This window comes from Methylosinus sp. H3A (genome assembly GCF_015709455.1).
Classification (GTDB): Bacteria; Pseudomonadota; Alphaproteobacteria; order Rhizobiales; family Beijerinckiaceae; genus Methylosinus.
This window is the reverse complement of sequence record NZ_JADNQW010000005.1, coordinates 4,196,669-4,219,749: the sequence shown is the minus strand read 5'-3', so window position 1 is coordinate 4,219,749 and position 23,081 is coordinate 4,196,669. Positions and strand designations below refer to the sequence as shown.

The 23,081-nt window shown below is 66.6% G+C and carries 19 protein-coding genes; 6 read left to right on the top strand and 13 right to left on the bottom strand.

All coding sequences use genetic code 11. The annotated features are described in order from the left end of the window. Positions 1-294: 294 nt before the first annotated feature. Entirely contained in the window at positions 295-711 is a 417-nt protein-coding gene (locus IY145_RS22525) for a regulator (protein ID WP_196410241.1), read from the top strand. A gap of 158 nt (positions 712-869) precedes the next feature. Beyond that, positions 870-1,877, top strand: a complete 1,008-nt coding sequence (corA, locus tag IY145_RS22520) for a magnesium/cobalt transporter CorA (protein ID WP_196410240.1) — start codon at positions 870-872, stop codon at positions 1,875-1,877. Between the two features lie 61 nt (positions 1,878-1,938). Here the strand turns inward: corA and grpE are convergent, their stop codons facing one another. The 3 genes from grpE to gshB are packed head-to-tail and all read right to left on the bottom strand — an operon-like array spanning position 1,939 to position 6,392. Next, the gene (gene grpE / locus IY145_RS22515) at positions 1,939-2,547 is read right to left on the bottom strand and encodes a nucleotide exchange factor GrpE (protein WP_196410239.1); all 609 of its coding nucleotides are present in this window, start codon (positions 2,545-2,547) and stop codon (positions 1,939-1,941) included. Positions 2,548-2,602: 55 nt separating this feature from the next. Next, complete coding sequence (locus IY145_RS22510) at positions 2,603-5,443, bottom strand: [protein-PII] uridylyltransferase (protein WP_246722153.1); 2,841 nt, start codon at positions 5,441-5,443, stop codon at positions 2,603-2,605. Further along, the gene (gene gshB, locus IY145_RS22505) at positions 5,436-6,392 is read right to left on the bottom strand and encodes a glutathione synthase (protein WP_196410238.1); all 957 of its coding nucleotides are present in this window, start codon (positions 6,390-6,392) and stop codon (positions 5,436-5,438) included. The genes IY145_RS22510 and gshB overlap by 8 nt, the downstream gene beginning before the upstream one ends. Before the next feature lie 195 nt (positions 6,393-6,587). On the opposite strand from gshB, the gene IY145_RS22500 reads away from it, so the two are divergent. Continuing rightward, on the top strand, positions 6,588-7,910 hold the full coding sequence (locus IY145_RS22500) for a methyl-accepting chemotaxis protein (RefSeq protein ID WP_196410237.1): 1,323 nt from the start codon (positions 6,588-6,590) through the stop codon (positions 7,908-7,910). Positions 7,911-7,955: 45 nt separating this feature from the next. Here the strand turns inward: IY145_RS22500 and IY145_RS22495 are convergent, their stop codons facing one another. Both IY145_RS22495 and rsmI read right to left on the bottom strand, forming a co-directional pair. Continuing rightward, positions 7,956-8,330 (bottom strand): YraN family protein, encoded by a 375-nt coding sequence (locus tag IY145_RS22495; RefSeq protein WP_196410236.1) that lies wholly within the window; start codon positions 8,328-8,330, stop codon positions 7,956-7,958. Then, positions 8,327-9,241: a 16S rRNA (cytidine(1402)-2'-O)-methyltransferase gene (gene rsmI, locus IY145_RS22490; protein ID WP_196410235.1), complete on the bottom strand. Its 915-nt coding sequence runs from the start codon at positions 9,239-9,241 to the stop codon at positions 8,327-8,329. Before rsmI ends, IY145_RS22495 begins: the two co-directional genes overlap by 4 nt. 198 nt (positions 9,242-9,439) lie before the next feature. Between rsmI and IY145_RS22485 the strand changes: the two genes are divergently transcribed. Beyond that, positions 9,440-10,675, top strand: a complete 1,236-nt coding sequence (locus tag IY145_RS22485; RefSeq protein WP_196410234.1) for a penicillin-binding protein activator — start codon at positions 9,440-9,442, stop codon at positions 10,673-10,675. Positions 10,676-10,969: 294 nt separating this feature from the next. Here the strand turns inward: IY145_RS22485 and glyS are convergent, their stop codons facing one another. From glyS to IY145_RS22445, 8 genes are all read right to left on the bottom strand, one after another. Next, positions 10,970-13,306: a glycine--tRNA ligase subunit beta gene (gene glyS / locus IY145_RS22480; RefSeq protein WP_196410233.1), complete on the bottom strand. Its 2,337-nt coding sequence runs from the start codon at positions 13,304-13,306 to the stop codon at positions 10,970-10,972. Between the two features lie 211 nt (positions 13,307-13,517). Further along, positions 13,518-13,931, bottom strand: coding sequence for an endonuclease domain-containing protein (locus IY145_RS22475; protein WP_196410232.1), 414 nt, complete (start codon positions 13,929-13,931; stop codon positions 13,518-13,520). Positions 13,932-14,086: 155 nt separating this feature from the next. Next, positions 14,087-15,082 (bottom strand): thioredoxin-disulfide reductase, encoded by a 996-nt coding sequence (gene trxB, locus IY145_RS22470; RefSeq protein ID WP_196410231.1) that lies wholly within the window; start codon positions 15,080-15,082, stop codon positions 14,087-14,089. 66 nt (positions 15,083-15,148) lie between these two features. After that, on the bottom strand, positions 15,149-16,300 hold the full coding sequence (locus IY145_RS22465) for a mitochondrial fission ELM1 family protein (RefSeq protein WP_196410230.1): 1,152 nt from the start codon (positions 16,298-16,300) through the stop codon (positions 15,149-15,151). Positions 16,301-16,368: 68 nt separating this feature from the next. After that, entirely contained in the window at positions 16,369-16,845 is a 477-nt protein-coding gene (gene greA / locus IY145_RS22460; protein WP_196410229.1) for a transcription elongation factor GreA, read from the bottom strand. Between the two features lie 153 nt (positions 16,846-16,998). Beyond that, on the bottom strand, positions 16,999-20,493 hold the full coding sequence (carB, locus tag IY145_RS22455) for a carbamoyl-phosphate synthase large subunit (protein WP_196410228.1): 3,495 nt from the start codon (positions 20,491-20,493) through the stop codon (positions 16,999-17,001). A gap of 354 nt (positions 20,494-20,847) precedes the next feature. Continuing rightward, positions 20,848-21,177 (bottom strand): DUF167 family protein, encoded by a 330-nt coding sequence (locus tag IY145_RS22450; protein WP_196410227.1) that lies wholly within the window; start codon positions 21,175-21,177, stop codon positions 20,848-20,850. Further along, complete coding sequence (locus IY145_RS22445) at positions 21,174-21,890, bottom strand: spermidine synthase (RefSeq protein WP_196410226.1); 717 nt, start codon at positions 21,888-21,890, stop codon at positions 21,174-21,176. Before IY145_RS22445 ends, IY145_RS22450 begins: the two co-directional genes overlap by 4 nt. A 221-nt stretch (positions 21,891-22,111) precedes the next feature. On the opposite strand from IY145_RS22445, the gene IY145_RS22440 reads away from it, so the two are divergent. Next, complete coding sequence (locus IY145_RS22440) at positions 22,112-22,369, top strand: type II toxin-antitoxin system Phd/YefM family antitoxin (RefSeq protein WP_196410225.1); 258 nt, start codon at positions 22,112-22,114, stop codon at positions 22,367-22,369. Next, positions 22,369-22,779 (top strand): type II toxin-antitoxin system VapC family toxin, encoded by a 411-nt coding sequence (locus IY145_RS22435; RefSeq protein ID WP_196410224.1) that lies wholly within the window; start codon positions 22,369-22,371, stop codon positions 22,777-22,779. The genes IY145_RS22440 and IY145_RS22435 overlap by 1 nt, the downstream gene beginning before the upstream one ends. Positions 22,780-23,081: the final 302 nt, after the last annotated feature.

Below are 23,081 nucleotides of genomic sequence, written 5' to 3'. Positions count from 1 at the left end.
GGGCAAGGTCATCAAACCGTCTCCATCGATCTGCCTCGGGCGCGCTCGCTTTTCGAGGAGCCGCCGCCGGGGGCGCGGCGGGGCGTCCGCCTGTCGACGATGAAGATGGGGTTTGCGGGCTTACGCCACAGTGGCGGCCGCATGAAACTTTCGTAAGGCTCCGCTCGTGACGCGAGCTCGAGCGGGCGCGCGGGCAAATCACCCGAGGCGGCGAGGGAGCCCGTCCATGGCGGGCGAGGCCCGGCTCACGGCAGATTTTCCTTCGGGTTCATCGCGGACCGGGAGGAACGACAAATGCCGAATTTCGCTTTCGACGACAGCAACATCGCCTGGCGGCGCCTCGAGGGAGTGGATCACCTCTGGCTCTGCGTGCGGGACATAGACGACGACGCCGGGATTCTCCATGTCCTCTTCAAATTCGCGGCCAATGAAAAAATCCTGCTGCATCGTCACAAGACGCTGAACAAGACCTTCGTGATTCAAGGCGAGCATCGCGTCTATCACGCGAACCACGAGATCAAGGAGATCAGGCCTGTCGGCAGCTACAAGGTCAGCCCGCCTTCGGACGACCCGCATCGCGAAGGCGGCGGCGATCAGGACGTGGTCGTGTTCTTCACCATCTATGGAAAGGGCGTGCTCTACGAAATATTGGACGACGAGCAGGCTGTCGTCGGCGTCCTCACCGTCGAGGATTTTCGCGCGCTATTGTGATCGAGCGCGGAAGTCGGCTCACCCCCGGCGGGATGCGATGCCTCGATGACGACACGAATCTACCCGCGGAGCGGGGGAGGGCTGGGGGTGCGAGCGGATTGCCTTCGACGCCGGCGGCGCTTAGATCGTCGCCGATGTCACCGACGAGGCCTCGAACCATGAATGCATCGATCGCCGCGCCCGCAGCCGGGGCGGAGCCCGGCGTCGTCGCGGCGGCCGTCTATGCGGATGGCCGCCGGCTCCAGGACATAGCGATCGAGGAGGCCGGCGCCTTCGCCGCGCGTCCCGGCCATGTCGTGTGGATCGGGCTCTACGAGCCCTCTTTCGATCTGCTGGCGCGCGTGCGGCGACAGTTCGATCTGCATCCGCTGGCGATAGAGGACGCCGGCAAGGCGCATCAATATCCCAAGCTCGAGCAATATGGGGATGGTCTGTTCATCGTCGCGCGCACCGCGCAGATGGAGAGTGGCCGCATCGTCTTCGGCGAGACGCATCTGTTCGTCGGCAAGGGCTATGTTCTGTCGATCCGCCACGGCGCCTCGAGCTCCTATGCGCAGGTGCGCGAGCGCTGCGAGGCGGCGCCCCACGGCCTGTCGGAGGGCGAGGACTATATCGTCTACGCCATTCTCGATTTCATCGTGGACAATTACTTTCCCGTGCTCGCGACGATCAATGCGGAAGTCGAGGAGATCGAGGATCATATTCTCGCGCAGGCGCCGGAGAAGACCCATGTCGATCGGCTCTATGCGCTGCGACGCGACCTGTTGCGGCTCGGCAACGCCGTCGCGCCGCTGGTCGACGTCTGCCAACGCCTCGAGCATACGCAGGTGATGCCGATCGACGCCGCCATGCGGCCGCATTTTCGCGATGTGACCGACCATATTCTGCGCGTTCGCGAGCAGATCGACACATTGCGCGAGGTGCTGGCCTTCGCCTTCGAGGCGAGCCTGATGAACGGCCAGATGCAGCAGACCTATATCACGCGGCGGCTCGCGGCTTGGGCCGCCATCCTCGCCGTGCCGACGGCGATCGCCGGCATTTACGGGATGAATTTCGAGCATATGCCGGAGCTGAAGTGGCGCTACGGCTATTTCCTGGTTCTCGGCGCGACGGCGACGATCTGCGCCACGCTCTATTGGCGTTTTCGCCGCAACGGCTGGCTGTGACGCGCGGCGCTATGCCGTCGCGCGTTCTCGATCGCCTATGGCTCGGGGCCGAAAAGCCGGATCAGGCCTTCGGCCCGCCCCGCGCGATGCCGACCTTGGCCGGGCGCAGCACGCGCTCGCCGATCAGATAGCCGGGCTCGACCACTTGCGCGACCGTGCCATTGGGCACGCTCTCGTCCGGTATCTCGAACAGCGCCTCGTGCTGATTGGGGTCGAAGCGCTGGCCCTGCGCCTCGATCTTCTTGACGCCGAAGCGCGCGAGGCGGGAGACGAAGTCGCGCTCGGTGAGCTCCACGCCCTCGATCAGCGTGAGAATGCTCTGCTCGAGGCCTTCGCGCGCCGGCGCCGGCACGCTGTCGACCGCGCGGCGCAGATTATCCGCCAAGGGCAGCATTTCACGGGCGAAATTGGCGACCCCATAGGTCTTGGCGTCGGCGATCTCCTTGTCGGTCCGTCGCCGCAGATTCTCCATATCGGCGAGCGTGCGCAGCAGCTTGTCCTTCAAGCTGGCGACCTCGGCGTGGAGATTGCCGAGCTCGGTGAAGGGCTCGGGCTCGGCAATGTCGGATTCCGCCCCCGGCTGCGCCAGAGCGGAGGCGTCGGCCTCGCCGGCCTGCGCCTGACGGATGCGGGCCTCCTCGGGAGTTTCCTTTTTCTTATCGTCGCTCATGATCTCTTCCATTGGCGATGAAACGCCCCCGATATCAGTGCGGGAGCGCGCAAAATCAAGTCGGGGCGACGCTCGCGCCCGCGCCGGTCGATTTTCGCACCCGCAGCGCGAAGACGTCCAGCAATTGGCGCTTGATCGCCGCCTGACGCGAAGGCGAGACGATTTTCCCGCCGGTCAGATCGGTCACATAGAAAGCGTCCACGGCCCGCTCGCCGAAGGTCACGATATGAGCGGAGCCGATGTTGAGATTGAGATTGGAGATGGCGTTGGTCAAATCGAAGAGCAGTCCGACGCGGTCGAGGCCGGAGACCTCGATGACGGTCGCCATATTGGCGAAGCTGTTGTCGATGACGATGTCGGGCGCGATGTCGAAGGCCGTCGTCGCGGCGCGTTGCGCGCTGCGCGCGGCGACCGCCTCCGAAATGGCGATCTCGCCGCGCAGCGCTTTCTCGATGAAGTCGGCGACGCGGCGCGCCCGGCGCAATTCGTCGTCGTCCAGCGGAAAGGCGCGCGAGAAGAAGATCGTGTCCAGCGCGAGCCCGTCCGCCGTGGTGAAGATATGGGCGTCGACGATGTTGGCGCCGCTCGCCGCGCAGGCGCCGGCGATGATCGACAACAGCCGCCGATGATCCTGCGCGATGACGGTGAGCTCCACCGCGCCGCTCTTGGTGTCGAGATCGACAGTGGTGGCGAGCGGCGTCTTCGAATCGTTGAGGTCGCGCAACAGGCGCGCATGGCGCACCTTGCGGGCGAGGTCCGCCTTCAGCCAATAGGCGGAATAATGGCGCTGCGCATAGGCCGTGAAATCCGCTTCGCTCCAATCGGAGAGCGCGGCGCGCAGCTCCTCCTTCGCTTGGGCGACTCTGCTCTTGCGATCGGCCGCCGAATGGCCGCCGCCGAGCACCACTTCCGTCTCCCAATAGAGCACGTTGAGCAGCTGCGCCTTCCAGGCGTCGAGCACGCCGGGGCCGACGGCGTGAATGTCGCACATGGTCAGCACGAGCAGCATTTTGAGCCGCTCCATCGTCTGCACGATTCCGGCGAAATTCTCGATCGTGCGGCGGTCGGAGAGATCGCGGCTCTGCGCTATGCTCGACATCAGCAGATGATGCTGCACCAGCCAGGCGACGGCGCCGGTCTCCGCGGCGTCGAGGCCCAGACGCGGGCACAGCGAATACGCGATATCGGCGCCGGCCTGCGAGTGATCCTCCTTGCGGCCCTTGGCGATATCGTGCAGCAGCAGGCCGAGATAGAGCGCCTTGCGATTGGAGATCGTCGGCAGAATGTCGTTCGCCAGCGCCGCTTGTTTCGGCCCGCGGCCCGATTCGAGCGCCGCCAGCGCGCCGACCGCGCGCAACAAATGCTCATCGACAGTGTAGTGATGATACATGTTGAATTGCATCATCGCGACGATGCGGCCGAACTCCGGGATGAAGCGTCCGAGCACGCCCACTTCATTCATGCGTCGCAGCACCGTCTCCGTCGTATTGTGCGACAGCAGAATGTCGAGGAACAGACGGTTCGCTTCTTTGTTGGCGCGCAGATCGGAATCGATGAGCCGCAGCGAGCGCGTGACGGCGCGCACGGCGTCCGGATGGATCGCGAGCCCATAGCGATCGGCGGTCCAGAACAGGCGGATGATATTCACCGGATCGCGGCGGAAGACATCTTCGGCGGCGACATTGACGCGGTCGTGCTCGACAATGAAATTGTCCGGCGGCATTTTGCGCGCGCGGCGCCGCAGCCGGCCGAGCACGCGGTCGAGCATCGCCGGCGGCTTGGCCTCGCGCGCCTCGAGCGCCGCGCAGACGATGGCGGTGAGATCGCCGACGTCTTTGGCGACGAGAAAATAATGCTTCATGAAGCGTTCGGTGCGCGAGAGGCCGGCGCGGTCGTGATAGCCGAATTTCGCGGCGAGCATGGGCTGCAGATCGAAGGACAGACGCTCCTCGGCGCGGCCCGTCGAAAAATGCAGCTGGCAGCGCACGCGCCACAGAAATTCCTCGCAGCGCTGGAACAAGGTCAGCTCGCTGCGTGTAAACAGTCCGGCGGCGACGAGCTCCTCCGGCTCGCGCACGCGATAGACATATTTGGCGATCCAGAACAGAGTGTGCAGATCGCGCAGGCCGCCCTTGCCCTCTTTCACATTGGGCTCGACGAGATAGCGCGACGAGCCCGCGCGCGAGACGCGCTGGTCGCGCTCGGCGAGCTTGGCGGCGACGAAGGCGCGCGCGTCGACGCGCATGATCTCGCGATCGAAACTCTCGAGCAATTCGTGAAAGAGCTCTACATTGCCGAGAATGAAACGCGCCTCGAGAATGGTCGTGCGGATGGTGACGTCGGCGCGCGCCTGGCGCAGGCATTCGGCGACCGAGCGGCTCGAATGTCCGACCTTCTGGCGCAGATCCCAGAGCATATAGAGGATCGCCTCGACGACGCTCTCGCCCCATGGGGTCTGCTTATAGGGAAGCAGGAACAAGAGATCGATGTCGGAGCCCGGCGCGAGCGTGCCGCGCCCATAGCCGCCGACGGCGACGACGGTCAGTCGCTCGCCGAAGGTCGGATTATCGGCGACATAGACGAAGCGGACGACATAATCGTAGATCGCGCCGATGATCTCGTCCTCGAGATCGGAGAGATAGCGCGCGCAGGCCAGCCCTTTGCCGCCGGCGTCGAGATAGGCGTGCGCCGTCTCGTGACCCTCCGCCAGCGCGGCGCGCAGGATTTCGACCACCGCGGCGCGCGGCGGCTCGCCGGGCTTGGAGCCCGCGCTCACCGCGACGATTTTTTCGCCGAGCGCCGCGCGCGCGCCCTGCGCGCTCGGCTCCGCGGGCCGCGCGAGCGTGGGGACGTCACGGGACGCGCGCAGCGCGCCGGCGGCGCGCGCCTCAGCCATTCGCGCGCAGCTTCGCGAGCTTGCCCTCGATCGCGTCGAAGATCGGCGCGGCGAGGTCCGGGCCGCCGAGCCGGGCGAGCGCTCGCAAGCCGGTCGGCGAGGTCACATTGATCTCGGTGAGATTGCCGTCGATGACGTCTATGCCGACGAACAACAGGCCGCGCGCCCGGAGCGCCGGCCCGAGCCGCGCGCAGATCTCGCGCTCGCGCTCGGTCAGCGCCGTCGCCGCGGCCGCGCCGCCGCGCACCATATTGGAGCGAATGTCGTTTTCGGCGGGGATGCGGTTCACCGCGCCCAGCGGTTCGCCGTCGACGAGCAATATGCGCTTGTCGCCTTCGCTGACGGCGGGGAGAAAGCGCTGCACGACCCAGGGCTCGCGGAAGGTCGCGGAAAAGAGATCGAACAGCGAGCCGAAATTGGGATCGACTTCCGCCACTTTGAACACGCTCGCCCCGCCATGGCCGTAGAGCGGCTTCATGACGACCTCGCCATGCTCGGCGCGAAACGCGTCGATCGCGGCTTTGTCGCGCGTCAGCAGCGTCGGCGGCATGAGGTCGGCGAACTCCATGACGAAGAGCTTTTCCGGCGCGTTGCGCACGGCGGAAGGATCATTGACGACGAGCGTGCGCGACTGGATCTTCTCCAGAAAATGCGTCGAGGTGATATAGGCGAGGTCGAAGGGCGGGTCTTGGCGCAGCAGCACGACGTCGACGCTCGCGAGATCGAGGACGCGCTCCTCGCCGAGCTCGTAATAGCGCGCGCTATCGTCGAAGACGGCGATCTCCCGCGCCGGCGCGCTCAGCCGGCCGGCCCCGAGCGACAGTTTGTCGGGCGTGTAGTGCCACAGGCGATGGCCGCGCCTCTGCGCCTCGAGCATCAGCGCGAAGGTCGAATCGCCGGCGAAATTGATTTTTTCCAGGGGGTCCATCTGGACCGCGACGTCGATCATGCTCTCGATGTCTCTTTCGGGGCGCTCCGCGCCGGCCCCGTCGGGCCGCATCCGAGCAAGTAACGCGTTTCGCCGCGGGGCGAAAGCGCTTCCTCATTCGCAGGGCGACCACGAAGACGTTAACTTCGCTTGAAGGAGATTGCTCTAATTTGTGCGCGACTGTGAAAACAGGAACAAACGGGATACGGTTCTCAAATGCGGTTCACCTCGATCGGCGCCGGCCTCGCGCTCAGGCAGTTCCTCTTTCTGGCTCTGCTGCTGCTCATGGGAGCGACGGCCTATGTCTCGGTCGCCAATGTCCGCGACCTGACCGCCGCCGCTGCCGATCCGGCCAACGCCGCGCGCGCGGCGCAGCTCGCCGTGACCGCGAATCAGGCGGCGGCGACGCTCTCGCTGGAGCTGCTGCTCGGCACTCTGGCCGCCGCCTTTCTGGTGGTGGGCGTCTCCATCCCGACCATTCACCGCACCATCGCCGCGCCGATCAAGACGATCGCCCGCCAAATGGCCGATCTCGCCGCCGGCGACACCACCATCGTCGTGCGCGGCGCCGAGCGCGGAGATGAGATCGGCGCGATCTCCAAGGCTCTGATCGTGCTCAGAGACGCGGTGCGCGCCAATAATGAGATGGCCGCCGAGATCAGAGCCCGCGACGATCGCGAGCAGCGGCTGCGCCGCGAGGCCGCCATTCACGAGCAGGTCGAGCATTATTCCCATGAACTTTCGGCGACGACCGCGGCGCTCGGCGAGCTGACGAAAAAAATGGCCGGCGCTTCGGAGGAGATGATCGTGCAGGAACGGCGCGCCCGCGAGGATACGGATTTCGCCCGCACCGCCTCGTTGCAGGCGGCCGCGGATGTCGCCTCCGTGGCCACGGCCTCGGAGCAATTGCTGGAGGCGATCGGCGAGATCAGCCGACAGGCGGTCGAATCGACCACTGTGGTGCGTCAGGCCGTGCAGGAGACCAATGGCTCCAGCGCGGAAATGCTGCGCCTCTCGGCCGCCGCCAATCGCGTCGGCGATGTGGTGAGCCTCATCTCGCGCATCGCCGCGCAGACCAATCTTCTGGCGCTCAACGCCACGATCGAGGCGGCGCGCGCCGGCGAAGCGGGCCGCGGCTTCGCCGTGGTGGCGCAGGAGGTCAAGAGCCTCGCCACCCAGACCGGCAAGGCGACGCAGGAGATCGCCGATCAGATCGCCGAGATTCAGGCGGCGACCAATCTCTCCGTCTCCTCCATCGACAAGATCAAGAACAAGATCGCGGAAGTAGAGCATATTTCGGCGATCATCACCTCCGCCGTGCATGAGCAGGACGCCGCCACCAAGGACATCACCCGCAGCGTGCGCTCGGCCGCCGACAGCGCCTCGGCCATGTCGCAGCACGTCTCTCAAGTGGCGAGCGCCATGGCGATGACGGGCGCCGGCGCCGAGTCGATCGTCACTCTGGCGCGCGAGATCGACCATATGGCCCGCCGCACCCAGGCGCATACCGAAGAGCTGGCGCAGAGCCTCGCGAGCTGAGACTGGCCACGAGATAAAAAGGTTCGCAGCGCTTCGCCTCTCTTGTCAGCCCAAATCCAATTCCATCGCCGCCTCCATATGCAGCGGCAATCGCCGCGGCGCGATATAGACCGCATCGCCGCGCAGCGCATGATCCGCAGCCCAGGGATTGGACGCCAGCCATTTCGACGCCGCGCGGGAAATGCGCCGCCGCTTCTCCTCGGTGATCGAAATCATCGCCTCTTCGAGGCTCGCGCGCGCCTTCACTTCCACGAAAGCGATGGTCCGCCCGCGCCGCGCGACAATGTCGATCTCGCCGCCGCGAATGCGATAGCGGCGATCGAGGATCGTATAGAATTTGGCTCTCAGCCACAGCGCCGCGAGCGTTTCGGCGCGCAGCCCGCCGCGATGGCGCGCGCGCCGCGCGTCCGCCTGGCTCACTCGGTCCGCCCGGCCGCCAGTTTTATCGCCCGCGCATAGACCTCGCGGCGCGGCCGTCCCGTCGAGGCGGAGACGACGCTGGCCGCATCCTTCAGCGAATGGGCGGCGAGCGCCTCCTCGAGCTTGGCGTCGAGCTCGGCCTCGCTGGTCGCCTCGGCGTTCGCGCCGGGCGGGGCGACCAGCACCACGATCTCGCCTCTGGGCGGCTCCTCCTCGCGCAGCGCCGCCGCGAGCTCGTCGAGCCTGCCGCGCCGCACCGATTCGTAGATTTTGGTCAGCTCGCGGGCGATCGCCGCGTCGCGGGGGCCGAGCACGGCGGCCGCGTCCTCCAGCGTCTCGGCGACGCGCTTGGGCGATTCGAAAAAGACCAGCGTGCCGGGGATGCGCGCCAGCTCGGCGAGCCGCGCGCGCCGCGGCCCGCCCTTATGCGGCAGAAAACCCTCGAAGAAGAAGCGGTCGGTCGGCAGGCCGGCGACGACCAGCGCGGCCAGCACCGCGGACGGCCCCGGAACGGAGGTGACCTTCACGCCGCGCTCCAGCGCCTCGGCGACGAGCTTATAGCCGGGGTCCGAGACCAGAGGCGTGCCGGCGTCGGAGACTAGCGCCAGCGCCGCCCCGGACTCCAGCCGCGCGATGAGATGCGGCCGCATCACATGGGCGTTGTGCTCGTGATAGGCGACCAGCGGCGTCGAAATCCCATAATGGGCGAGCAGCGTCTTGGTGACGCGCGTGTCCTCTGCCACCACGGCGTCGGCCGCCGCCAGCGTCGACAGCGCGCGGAAGGAAATGTCCTTCAAATTGCCGATCGGCGTCGCGACGAGATGCAGTCCCGGCGCGATTTTTTCCGCCTCCGCCCGCAGGCCGAAAGCGGTATAGGCCGCCGGCGCCGTCGTCACTCTGTCTTCGCTCATGGCCATCGCCTGGTCTCCGCCGATGCGGACGTTCGATGAACCGTCCGCCTGTTCTTTTTACAGAACATGAGAAGCGCGTTCAAGGCCGCAATTTCCCCGCAAAATTCGAATTTATTGCAATTTAGGGGTTGCCGTGCGCTTTCCGCAATCGCGTATAAGACGGCGATTTCATCGGGCCGTTCGAGCGGGAGGCTTCTATTGGTCACGAGTCGGCTTGACAGGTTTCGGCTACGCGGCGCGGCGGCGTCGGCGCGGCTTCTCTGCGCCTTTGCTTCGGCCGTTGTTCTCTGCGCCTGCAATCCGACGGCGGGCCCCGGCGTGCCCGGCGCGCGCGACCTGCGCCTGTCCGCGCCGCTCGGCCCGGTGGAGGTCGGCCAGCTGACCGAGGGCGAGCAGATCGGCAATGGCGCGACGCGCATCGCGCTCATCGTGCCGCTCTCCCAGGCCTCCGGTCCGAGCCAGGTGGGCGCCTCGCTGCTGAACGCCGCCAAGCTCGCCTTCGCCGACAGCGGCGCGAATGACGTGACCATTCTGGTGAAGGACGATCATTCCTCGCCGGCGGGCGCCGCTCAGGCGACTCAGAATGCGCTCAACGAGGGCGCGGAGATCGTCATCGGCCCGGTCTTCGCCGGCGGCGTGAAGGAGGCGGCGCGTCTCGCGCGCGGCGCGGGCAAACCGATCATCGCCTTTTCGACCGATTCCTCGGTCGCCGGCAAGGGCGTCTATCTGCTCTCCTTCCTCGTCGAGAGCTATGTCGAGCGCATCGTCGACTTCGCCGCGCAGCGCGGCAAGAAGTCGATCGCCGCTCTGGTGCCCGAGAACGATTACGGCACGGTGGCGCTGGCGCAATTCCAGCAGAGCGCGGCCAATCACGGAATGCGCGTGCTGACGATCGAGCGCTACAAGCCCGGCGCCGTGCAGCCCTCGGTGCAGCGCATCGCCCAGGCCGCCGAGCAGATCGACGCGCTGTTCATCCCCGAGCAGGCCGAGGCCATGGCCGCCGTCTCGCAGGAATTGCAGGCGGCGCATATCGACACCAAGCGCATTCAGGTGCTCGGCACCGGCCTTTGGAACGACGCCCGCGTGCTGAAGCTGCCGGCGCTGCAGGGCGCCTGGTTCGTCGCGCCGGAGAACGCCGGCTTCAACACGCTCGCCCAGCGCTACCGCGCCAAGTTCAACACCGATCCGGCGCGCATCGCGACGCTCGCCTATGACGCCGTGTCGCTGGCCATCGCTTTGTCGCGCAGCCAGGGCTCGCAGCGCTATTCGGAGAATGTGCTGGTCAATCCATCGGGCTTCAACGGCGCCGATGGCGTGTTCCGCTTCAAGGCCGACGGCATGAACGAGCGCGGCCTCTCGGTGCTGGAGATTTCCGGCGGAGCGGCGAAAGTGCTGTCGCCGGCGCCGCGCACCTTCACGGGGAATGGGGCGTAAGAGCCCCCTCCCGTACGCTCCCCCGCCACGCGCTGGATTTCACACATAGCGAGACGCTTGCGGCCGTCCTGGCCGGGCTTGTCCCGGCCATCCACGCCAAGCAGCTGAGGAACCAAAGGAAAGCGCCCGCCATCGACGGATTTTATCCCATGTCGGACTCCACCGGAGCTTCGGCGTCACGCCAAACGTTCGAGACGCCTCGGCGTCCCGGCGTGGATGGCCGGGACAAGCCCGGCCAGGACGTCGCGGGGGCGAGGAGGATGTGCATTCGATAGCGCGAAGGGGGAGGGGGCCTCACGCCACTTTCGAGAAATCTGCGACCTGCAGCATCGCCTCGCGCAGCTCGGCGAGCAGGCGCAGCCGATTGAGCCGCACTTTCGCATCGTCGCAATTGACCGTCACCGCGTCGAAGAAAGAGTCGACCGGCTCGCGCAGCTTCGACAGCGCCTGCATCGCGCCCTCGAAATTCTCGGCGTCCAGCCGCTCGGAGGTCTCCTCCCGCGCGCGCTTGATGGCGGCGGCGAGCTTATGTTCGGGCAGCTCCATGCGCAGATTGGGGTGATGCGGCTCCTCATAGGCGCCGGCGCCGTCCTTTTTCTCCTCGATCTTGAGAATATTGGCGGCGCGGCGAAAGCCGGCGAGCAGATTCTTGCCGTCGTCGGTGTCGAGGAATTTGCCCAGAGCCTCGACCTTGCGCGTGATGGTGAGGAGATCGTCCGGCATTTGCGCGCTCCCTTCTCGAGACTGCGCCGAGGCCGAGGCCCCGAGCGCCGCGTCGATCAGGTCATATCGTGCGCCGCGATCGCGAAGGTAGACCTTCAGGCGATCGATGAAGAAGGCGAGGAGGTCGGCCGCATTGGCGGCCAGCAGAGGCGGCAGCGTCTCGCGCAAGAAAATCTCGGCGGCAGGCGAGGGCGCCTCGGCGCCCGCCTCTCTGCCGACGGCGTGAAGCTGCTTCTCTATGTCGCGGCGCAGATGCGCCTCGGCGTCGGCCGAGAGGGTCGCTGCGCCATTGGGCGAGAGGTCCGAGGCCACGCGATTGACCTCGCTCGTCACCAGCTCGCGCAGCGGCGTGCGCGCCGCGAGCCAGACCGGCCATTGCGCGGCGGCGAAAGCTTCGCGCAGCGGCAGCCGCAGCCCATTCTCGAGCGCGATGCGGATCACGCCCAGCGCCGCGCGTCGCAGCGCATAAGGATCCTTGCTCCCGGTCGGCTTTTCGTCGATCGCCCAAAAGCCGACGAGCGTGTCGATCTTGTCGGCGAGCGCGACAGCGATCGAGACCGGAGACGTCGGAATGCGGTCGTTCGGCCCCTGCGGCTTGTAATGCTCCTCCAGCGCCGCGGCGACCTCGGCGTCCTCGCCCTGCGCGGCGGCGTAATAGCGGCCCATCAGCCCTTGCAGCTCGGGGAATTCGCCGACCATTTCGGTGACGAGATCGGCCTTGGCGAGCGTCGCTGCCCGCGCGGCCTTGTCGGGATCGGCGCCGACGATGGGCGCGAGCTCGCGCGCCAGCGCCTCGATGCGCTTCACGCGCTCGCCCTGCGTTCCGAGCTTCTCGTGAAACACGATATTGTCGAGCTTGGGCAGACGCTCGCCGAGCGGCGTCTTGAGGTCCGTCTCATAGAAGAATTTGGCGTCCGACAGACGCGCGGCGATGACGCGCTGATTGCCGCCGACGATCGTCGCGCCGCCGTCGCTCGCGTCTATGTTGGAGACGAGGATGAAGCGATTGGCGAGGCCGCCGTCATGGCGCTTCAGCACGAAGCATTTCTGATTGACGCGGATCGTCGCGCGAATGACCTCCGGCGGAATGGAGAGAAAGCTCTCGTCGAAAGCGCCCATCAGCGTGACCGGCCATTCGACGAGGCCCGCGACCTCCTCGAGCAGCGCCGCGTCCTCGACCAGCTCCAGCCCCTGCGCCATGGCGAGATTGCGCGCGTCATGCAGCACGATGTCGCGCCGCCGCGCGCCGTCGAGCACGACTTTCGCCTTCTCGAGCGCGGGAACGTAATCGTCGAAGCGCTTCACCGGAAAGCTCGCCGGCGCGAGGAAGCGATGGCCATGGGCGATATTGCCGCTCTCGATTCCGTCGACGGAGAAGCGCACGATGTCCGGCGTTTCCATCTCCGGGCCGAAGGTGGCGAGGATCGATTGCAGCGGGCGCACCCAGCGCAGCGAATCGAGCCGCGTGGAGGCCGCGCCCCAGCGCATGGATTTCGGCCAGGGGAAGCTCTTCACGATCCCCGGCAGCACGTCCGCCAGCACGTCGATCGTCTCGCGTCCGGCGCGCTCGATGACGGCGACGTAGAACTCGCCCTTTTTGGCGTCTTTCTCGATCTTCGCCTCGTCGATCGACGCGAGGCCGGCGCTCTTCAGAAAGCCCTGAATGGCGGCCTCCGGCGCGCCGACGCGCGGACCCTTCTTCTCCTCGCGCACATCCGGCTGGCGGCCGGGCAGGCCGGCGATATGCAGCGCGAGCCGGCGCGGCGTCGCATGAGCGGCCGCTCCCTCATAGGTCAGCCCCTTTTCTGCGAGCGCGCCGCAGACGAGCCGCTGCAGATCATCGGCCGCCTGACGCTGCATGCGGGCGGGGATTTCTTCGCTGAAGAGTTCGAGGAGAAGGTCGGGCATCGATTTATCTATTTCTCGTGCGTGCGGAAACGAGGAGCGTTTCTACCCTCCCCTGGAGGGGGAGGGTCGGCCTGCGGAGCAGGCCGGGGTGGGGTGACCCCCGAGTCTTCGTCGCGAGAACCCCACCCCGCGCCTTCGGCGCGACCCTCCCCCTGAAGGGGAGGGTGGGGGCTCGGGTCTTGCGATATCTCGGAGATGACCATCGGGAGTCTCAGAGCTCTTCACTGGCCGGCGGCGGTGGCGCGCCAGGCTCCACTGTGAGAGAGCCGTACAGCGCCGCATAGATCGTGTCGAGAACGCCACCGACATTCTCGTAAACTTCCTGGTTCCAAAAGCGGAGAACGCGATAGCCTTCCCGTTCGAGCCAGAGCGTCCGCTCATTGTCGCGCTGCGACGCCTCGGGCTCCGTGTGCGACGGGCCGTCGACCTCGATCACGAGTCTTTCCCGCAAACAGACGAAATCGACGACATAAGGCCCGATCGGCGCTTGTCTTCGAAAATGCGTCCTCAGCAGCGGCACGCGATCCAGCTCGCGCCAGAGCCTCTGTTCTGCGCTGGTCGTATTCTCGCGTAGGCGGCGAGCCGTTCCGAGACGAAATCGTCGAAGCCTGTCCTCGTCGTGCATCGTCGGCCGTCCTGCTCACCCTCCCCTCGAGGGGGAGGGTCGGCCTGCGGAGCAGGCCGGGGTGGGGTGACCCCCGAGTCTTTGTCGCGAGAACCCCACCCCGCGCCTTCGGCGCGACCCTCCCCCTGAAGGGGAGGGTGGGGACTCGGCCATCGTCACAAAGGCTCCTCGGAGGCGAGCGCGTCGCCCGCATGGGCCGGCGTCTCCAGCAGATATCGCTCCACGTCCAGCGCCGCCATGCAGCCGAGGCCGGCCGCCGTCACCGCCTGGCGATAGGTCTCGTCGGCCACGTCGCCGGCGGCGAACACGCCTGGAATATTGGTGTGCGTCGTGCCCGGCTCCACCTGGATGTAACCCGACGGCTTCAGCTCCAGCTGCCCGACGAACAGTTCCGAGGCCGGCTGATGGCCGATGGCGATGAAGACGCCGTCCACATCCAGCGTCTGCGTCGTGCCGGTCTTCACATTCTTCACGCGCGTCTGCGTGACCGAGGGCGGGGCGGCGCCGCCCAAAATCTCGTCGATCGCGTGATCGAAGAGGATTTTGACATTGGGCCGCGCCGCCAGCCGCTCCTGCAGCACGCGCTCGGCGCGGAAGCTGTCGCGGCGATGCACCACCGTCACCTCGGCCGCGATCTGCGAGAGATAGAGCGCCTCCTCCACCGCCGTATTGCCGCCGCCGACGACGAGAACCTTTTTTCCACGGAAGAAAAAGCCGTCGCAAGTGGCGCAGGCGGAGACGCCATAGCCCTTGAACGCCTCCTCGCTCGGAATGCCCAGCCATTTGGCCTTGGCTCCGGTGGCGATGATGAGCGCGTCCGCCGTATAGAGCGTCCCCGAATCGCCGAGCAGCTCGAAGGGCCGCTTGTCGAGCCTGGCCTCGACAATATGGTCGGAGACCAGCTTGGCGCCGACATGCTCGGCCTGGGCGCGCATCTGATCCATGAGCCAGGGGCCCTGGATCGGCTCGGCGAAGCCGGGATAATTCTCCACATCTGTGGTGATCATGAGCTGGCCGCCCTGATCGAAGCCGGCGATGACCACGGGCTCGAGCATGGCGCGCGCAGTGTAGATCGCCGCCGTATAGCCGGCGGGGCCGGAGCCCAGCACGATGACGCGGGCGTGCAGGCGGCCTTTATCGTCTGCGGACATGAAGAGGCCTTTGCGAAAGTCTCCGCGCGGACGGCGCGGCGCGTTCGGATGGGCGCAATCTATCCATTATGCGTTGCGCCGCAACCGCCGCTCTTGCGCTGCAAGAGGCTTGCCGTGAAAGAGCGCGTAGCGCCGCGCGATCTCGGCGGCGATGGAGGGCGTCTCGTTCAGCGGCTCGTAGCGCCAATGTTCGGGCCGGCCGCGCCAGCGCCGCACAGCGCCATGCGCTTCGAGCCCATCGAGAAAGGCGGCGATCTTGGCGCCGCCGCCGTCGGGCGCGAAGACATGGACCGGCGCGCCCGTGCTCGCCGCCTCGGCGACCATATTGACGCTGTCGGCCGTCACCAGCAGCGCCTGCGAGCCGGCGAGAATCGAAAGATAAGGATTCTCGCCGTCCCCCGCCCAAAGAAAGGCCCGCGCTGCCTTCTCCCGCGCGCGGGAGAAGGCAGCGCCGCGAAGCGGGGTCGGATGAGGGCCCACGAGCCGCGCGCGCAACGCTTCGACCAGCCCCGCGGGCGTGCGCCGGGAGACAGTCGCCGCGACGCTCCACCCTTGCTCCAGCATGGCGCCGACGGCGGCGAGAAGCCTCTCCGCATCCCCTGCCGAATACCGAAAATGCCGGCTATCCCCGCCGATCAGCAGCCCCACTCTCGGCTCCGGCAGCGCCGCGATCCGCGGATCGAGCGCGGCACGCGCTTCGGCGAGGCGCTGCGGCGTCAGCCGATTCGCCGGCGCGAGCGGGGCGATGACATTTTCGCCCTCGAGCCCGTCATGGCGCGGCGCGACGATGACGTCCGCCGTCCCGAGGCCGCTCGCCGGACGATTCACATAGACGGTGAAGACCGCGCCGCCGGAGGCGCGCTTCACATGGCGAAGATAGGGGATTGTCCGCCTGCCGCAGGCGATGACGAGATCGGGATAGGGTGGGGCGAGGAGCGCCGCTTCGCGCGGGTCGATCGGGCCGAAAGGCGCGAGCGCGGCGATGAGGCCGCGCGGGGCGAGGCGGATCAGGCGTGGGGCGAGGTCGAGGGCTTCGGCTATGCCGAGGCTCTGGACTTCATGCCCGGCGCGGCCGTCGGAGAGAATCCAGGCTGTCGTGGGGCGGAGCCATGGGGCTCTCCCTTCTCCCGCGCGCGGGAGAAGGTGGCCCGGCGAAGCCGGGTCGGATGAGGGTCCGCGCCGCTCGTCAAAATATTGGACTGCGGGAGGCGCCCTCATCCGACCCTCGCTGACGCGAGGGCTGCCTTCTCCCACAAGTGGGAGAAGGAGAGCGCGCAGGTCTTCGCTCAGACGAAAGCGACCTTCAAAATCTCATAGCTCTTGCCGCCGCCCGGCGTCTTCACCTCGACCGTGTCGCCGGCCTTTTTGCCGATCAGCGCGCGGGCGATGGGGGAGGCGATGGAGACGCGGCCGTTCTTCACATCGGCTTCCGGTTCGCCGACGATCTGATAGGCCTTCTCCTCCTCGGTGTCCTCGTCGACGACGGTGACCGTCGCGCCGAATTTCACCGTATTGCCAGTGAGCTTGGAGACGTCTATGACCTCGGCGCGCGACAGCTTGTCCTCGAGGTCGGCGATGCGGCCCTCGTTCAGCGATTGCGCTTCCTTGGCGGCGTGATATTCGGCGTTCTCGGAAAGATCGCCATGGGCGCGCGCCTCGGCGATCGCCTGGATGATGCGCGGACGTTCGGTCTGCTGGCGTAGACGCAACTCCTGGTCGAGAGTGGCGTAGCCGGCGGCGGTCATAGGCACCTTGTCCACCATATCTCTTGCTCTTTCGCTCCTGGATGCGTCCGGACCCGGCCAAAAAAATTCCGGACGCCTGCCGGACCAGCGAAAGCTGCGGCGGACGGACGGATTTCCTCGATATGAACGAGCCGCGGATGCGGCGACCCTCACCGATTCGCGCGCGCAAATTTACGCGTCGGACGCGAAATAGTCCTGAAGGGCGCGGACTTCGAGATCTCCCGATACATAGGCCCTAATGCTCTGGACCGACGCGATCGCGCCGGCCAGAGTCGTATAATAGGGGACTTTATGCAATAGCGCAGCTTGGCGCAAGGAACGAGAATCCGCCAGCGCCTGGGCTCCTTCCGTCGTGTTGAACACGAGCTGAACGGAGCCGTTCTTTATGGCGTCCACGATATGCGGGCGTCCTTCCGACACTTTGTTGAGCTTTTGCGCCGGCACGCCCTGCTCCTGCAGGTAGCGGGCCGTGCCCCCGGTCGCGACGACGGTGAAGCCGAGGCTCACCAGCTGCTGGACCGCGGCCAGGACGCGCGGCTTGTCGGCGTCGCGCACCGAGACGAAGACGGTTCCCTGGCGGGGGACTTTGGTGCCGCCCCCCAGCTGGCTCTTGGCGAAGGCGGCCTCGAAGCTGCGGTCGAGGCCGATGACCTCGCCGGTCGAGCGCATTTCCGGCCCGAGCACAGTGTCGACGCCGGGGAAGCGTGCGAAGGGGAAGACCGATTCCTTCACGCCGACGTGATTCGGCGCGCGGGAGGGCAGGGTGAAGGCCGAGAGCTTCTCCCCGGCCATGATCCGCGCCGCGATCTTGGCGATGGGCGCGCCGATCACCTTGGCGACGAAGGGCACGGTGCGCGAGGCGCGCGGATTGACCTCGAGCACGAAGATTTCGCCGTCCTTCAGCGCATATTGGACGTTCATCAGCCCGATGACGCCGAGCGCCTTGGCGAGCTGGATCGTCTGCCGCTCGAGCTCGGCCACCGTCTCGGCCGAGAGCGAGCGCGGCGGCAGCGAGCAGGCCGAATCGCCGGAATGAATGCCGGCCTCCTCTATATGCTCCATCACCCCGGCGATGGCCGCCTCCTCGCCATCGGCGAGACAGTCGACGTCCACCTCTATGGCGTCGGTCAGATAGCGGTCGAAGAGCAGCGGATTCTTGCCGAGCACAGTGTTGATCTGCCCGGTCTTGTCATTGGGATAGCGCGCCTTGACGTCGGAAGGCACGAGGCTCGGCAGCGTGCCGAGCAGATAATCGTCGAGCGTGTTTTGATCGCGGATGATCGCCATCGCGCGCCCGCCGAGCACATAGGACGGCCGCACGACGAGCGGCAGGCCGAGCTCGCCGGCGACGAGCCGCGACTGCTCCACAGAATAGGCGATGCCATTCTTGGGCTGCTTCAATCCGAGCTTGTCGAGCAAGCGCTTGAAGCGGTCGCGATCCTCCGCGAGGTCGATCGAATCGACCGGCGTGCCGAGAATGGGCACGCCCGCCGAGCTCAGCGTATGGGCGAGCTTCAAGGGCGTCTGGCCGCCATATTGGACGATGACGCCATGCAATGTCCCATTGCTGCGCTCGACGTCCAAAATCTCCTCCACGTCCTCGGCCGTCAGCGGCTCGAAATAGAGACGATCGGAGGTGTCGTAATCCGTCGACACAGTCTCGGGATTGCAATTGATCATGATGGTTTCATAGCCCGCGTCGGCGAGCGCGAAACAGGCGTGGCAGCAGCAATAGTCGAATTCTATGCCCTGGCCGATGCGGTTCGGCCCGCCGCCGAGAATGACCACTTTGCGCCGATTCGACGGCCGCGCCTCATTGGCCGGCGCGCCGAGGAAAGGCGTCTCATAGGTCGAATACATATAGGCGGTGGGCGAGGCGAATTCCGCCGCGCAAGTGTCGATGCGCTTATAGACCGGCCGCACGTCGAGCGCCCGTCGCGCGGCGCGGACCTCCTTCTCGCCGGCGCCGGTGAGCGTCGCGAGGCGGGCGTCGGAGAAGCCGGCGAATTTCAGCGCACGGAAATTCTCGGCGTCCTTGGGCAGGCCGAAGGCGCGCACGCGCGCCTCCAGCGCGACGATCTCCTCGATCCGCGCGATGAACCAGGGATCTATCTTGCAGGCCTCGTGAATCTCCTGCGGATCCATGCCGAGCCGCAGCGCCTGGCCGACGACGAGCAGCCGATCCGGCGTCGGCGTGCCGAGCGCGGCGCGCAGCACATTCATATCGTCGCCGCGGCCCATGCCGTCGATCTCGATCTCGTCGAGGCCGGAGAGGCCGGTCTCCAGCGAGCGCAGCGCCTTTTGCAGCGATTCGGCGAAATTGCGCCCGATCGCCATGGCCTCGCCGACGGATTTCATCGCCGTCGTCAGAATGGGCTCGGCGCCGGGGAATTTCTCGAAAGCGAAACGCGGAATCTTGGTGACGACATAATCGATCGTCGGCTCGAAGGAGGCCGGCGTCGCGCCGCCCGTTATGTCATTGGCGATCTCGTCCAGCGTGTAGCCGACGGCGAGCTTGGCGGCGACCTTGGCGATGGGGAATCCCGTCGCCTTGGAGGCCAGCGCCGAGGACCGCGACACGCGCGGATTCATCTCGATGACGATCATGCGCCCGGTGGCGGGATCGACGGCGAATTGGACATTCGAGCCGCCGGTCTCGACGCCGATCTCGCGCAGCACGGCGATCGAGGCGTCGCGCATGATCTGATATTCTTTGTCGGTCAGCGTCAGCGCCGGGGCGACGGTGATCGAATCGCCCGTATGCACGCCCATCGGATCGATATTCTCGATCGAGCAGACGATGATGCAATTGTCCGCTTTGTCGCGGACGACCTCCATCTCATACTCTTTCCAGCCGATGACGCTCTCTTCGATGAGCACTTCGGTGGTCGGCGAGGCGTCCAGCCCGCGCTCGATGATGTCGATGAACTCCGCCTTGTTATAGGCGATGCCGCCGCCCGTGCCGGCCAAAGTGAAGGACGGCCGGATGATCGCCGGCAGGCCGATGTCCTCCAGCGCCTCCAGCGCCTCGGTCAGGCCCTTGGAAATATAACGGCGCTTGCGCTCGGGCTCGCCCGTCTCCCAGCGGCGGCGGATGTCGGCGACCGCCTTCTGCTTCTCCTCGGGCGGCAAAGCGGAAGCCTCGATCTCGGCGATCTCGGCGTTGCGCTTGGCCTTGTCGGCGGTTTTGAGATCGGTGGCGTTGGCGAGGCGCGAGCGCGGCGTCTCCAGGCCGATCCTGGTCATGGCCTCGCGGAACAATTCGCGATCCTCGGCCTTGTCTATGGCCTGCGCATTGGCGCCGATCATCTCGATCTCGAATTTGTCGAGCACGCCCATGCGCTTCAGCGAGAGCGCGCAATTCAAGGCCGTCTGGCCGCCCATGGTGGGCAGGAGCGCGAAGCCGCCGGGGATGGCGTAGCGCTCCTTCTCGATGATCTTGGCGACGATCTCGGGCGTTATCGGCTCGACATAGGTCCGATCCGCCATGTCGGGATCGGTCATGATGGTCGCGGGATTGGAGTTGACGAGGACGATGCGATAGCCCTCGGCGCGGAGGGCCTTGCAGGCCTGTGTGCCGGAATAGTCGAATTCGCAGGCCTGGCCGATGACGATGGGGCCGGCGCCGATGATCAGAATGGTCGAGATGTCTGTTCGCTTCGGCATGTCGGTCCGTCTGTCATCCTTTCTTCACGGGACATTCCCCAGAATGGGGGAACGCGCGCGTCTCGTCGCTTGCTGTCGTCCTGTATCGCGAGGGCCGCGCACAAAAAAAGGCCGCGCCGCAGCCTTTTTAGGTTCAGCGCGCCCTCCGTGAGACGAGACCCGGCGGGGCGAGAGGCCCGGCCCGGCGGTCGGGCGTGTGTTAGACGAGAATCCGCGGCAGGGGAAGGGGCCGTCGGCGCGGATCGGCGGGGCCGTCCACCTGAATGCGAGCCATGAGGCGCGTCGCAAAGGCCCGATCCGCCATGGGGCCCGCGCGGGCGCAGAGGCTCGAAGCCCGGTTCTGCGCGCGGCGATTCAGCCCTCTCCGCCCTGCGGCGAGGATCGCCGAAACGGGCCTGGAAGCTTCTGCGGCGCGGCGATCCGCAATTGCTTGTTGACGTTCATGCGTCCGAACACCACCTCGATCGCCGAGGGAGCGACGCCGAACTCGCCGGCGAGAAAGCGGACCATATGATCGGTCGCCCGGCCTCGGCGCGGCGCCGTGGTCACGCTGACCTCGAGCTGATGGCCCCTGGGCTTGCCGATGGCGTCGCGACTGGCGGCCGGCCGCCCCAGAATATTGACCACTAGAGTTTCGCCTTCCCACCAGAAAAAAGGCTCGGCCTCCGTCGATTTGCGCGTCAATTCGGATCGGCTCCCGCCCGCGTCCGCGGCGACGACGAATCGGCGCGGGCGGCGAGCCAGATCACATGCCGCGCGCCGCCGTCTCGGCCTCTGGCGCGCGTCTTCACCTCCTCCACACGGAAGCCGGTCTTGCGCAGGCGCGCGGCGAAATCGCGATCCGGCGCGCAGGACCATACGGCCAGCACGCCGCCCGGGCGCAGCGCGGCGCGCGCCGCCCGCAACCCGTCCTGGCCATAGAGCCCGTCATTGGAATCGCGGGTGAGAGCCTCGGGGCCATTGTCGACATCGAGAAGAATAGCGTCATAGCTGCCGCGGCCCGAGCGGATCACTCGCCCGACATCCTCGACCTCTATGCGGACGCGCGGGTCGGTCAGGCTGTCGCCGAACAGCTCCGCCATCGGCCCCCGCGCCCAGGCGACGACGGCCGGCACGAGCTCGGCGACGACGATCTGCGCCTTTGCCCCGAGAACGCCCAGCGCGGCGCGCAGGGTGAAGCCCATGCCGAGCCCGCCGATGAGAATGCGCGGCTGCGCCCGCGTCGCGATTTTCGCGCAGGTGAGCGTGGCGAGCGCCTCCTCCGAGCCGCTGATGCGGCTGTTCATCAGCTCGACGGCGCCGAGCCGGATGGAAAATTCCGCGCCCCGCCGCCGGAGCCGCAGCTCGCCCTCGCCGCCGGGCACGGGGGCCGTATCGAGCAGGGTCCAGGGGATCATAAAGGGGCTCTTTGGTGGGAGGGGCGGGCGCTGCGCGGAACGGTGATAGCCCGAGGCGAGATTCGGCGTCCAGCACCCCAGCGACTGGGAAAGATTTCCTCATTCTGAGGAGCCGGCGTCTAGAAGGACGAGGAAACCGTCTGCGCGGCCTTGGGCGTCGCTCGTCGCTTGCGCTGACGCGACAAAATGACTAGTTATCTGACTAGTCTGTGGAGGTCATCATGAAGAGCTGGGCCGTGCAGGATGCGAAGGCGCGTTTCAGCGAGCTGCTGGACGCCTGCCTCCACGAGGGTCCGCAGATGGTCACGCGGCGCGGCGCGGAGGCCGCTGTTCTGGTCCCGATCGTCGAGTGGCGCAGGCTTCGCCAGTCCGCGCCGCCGACATTGAAGGCCCTGCTCCTGTCCGACTCGGCGCGCGGCGATCTGGACCTGCCGGAGCGCGGCGCTCGGCGTCGTCGGCCGCCCCGCGGCTTCGATTAATGTATCTTCTGGACACGAATGTCGTCTCGGAATTGCGGCGCACCCGGCCGCATGGCGGCGTCCTCGCTTGGCTGGAGAGCGTCGCCGACCATGACCTTCATTTGTCGGCCGTGACGATCGGCGAGATTCAGGCGGGGATTGAGATCACACGCGTGCGCGACGCCGAACGCGCGGCTGCGATCGAAGCCTGGCTGGAGCAGGTCGCGGCGACCTACAATGTTCTCGCCATGGATGCGCCCGCCTTTCGCCAATGGGCGCGTCTCATGCATCGCAAGCCGGATCGGCTGATCGAGGATGCGATGATCGCCGCGACGGCGATCGTCCACGGGCTGACCGTCGTCACGCGCAATATGCGGGATTTCGAAGCGCTGGAGGCGCCGACGCTGAACCCGTTCGAGCGGAAGGCGTGATGGTCCCATCCTTGACAAATGCGGACTAAATTCCTATCTTCCTCCTCGCCTCCGCCGCATGGGGCGTCGTCCGAAGGGTCGGGCGGCGTCGGTGGGGGCACGGTTCGTAGAGGCGGGCGCAGACCCTCGTTCGCCGAAGCGACGCCACGCCGCCGGCACGGCTTCTCCTTCGTGCGGAGGCATGTGGGAACACATGCGAAAGTCGGCCGAATATCCGAGGCTCGCGCGGGGATAGATTACCCGAAAGGGGAAAACAACCCTGAGCCCGCAGGCGGCGAACAGAAAAGGCGGCCGTGGTCCGG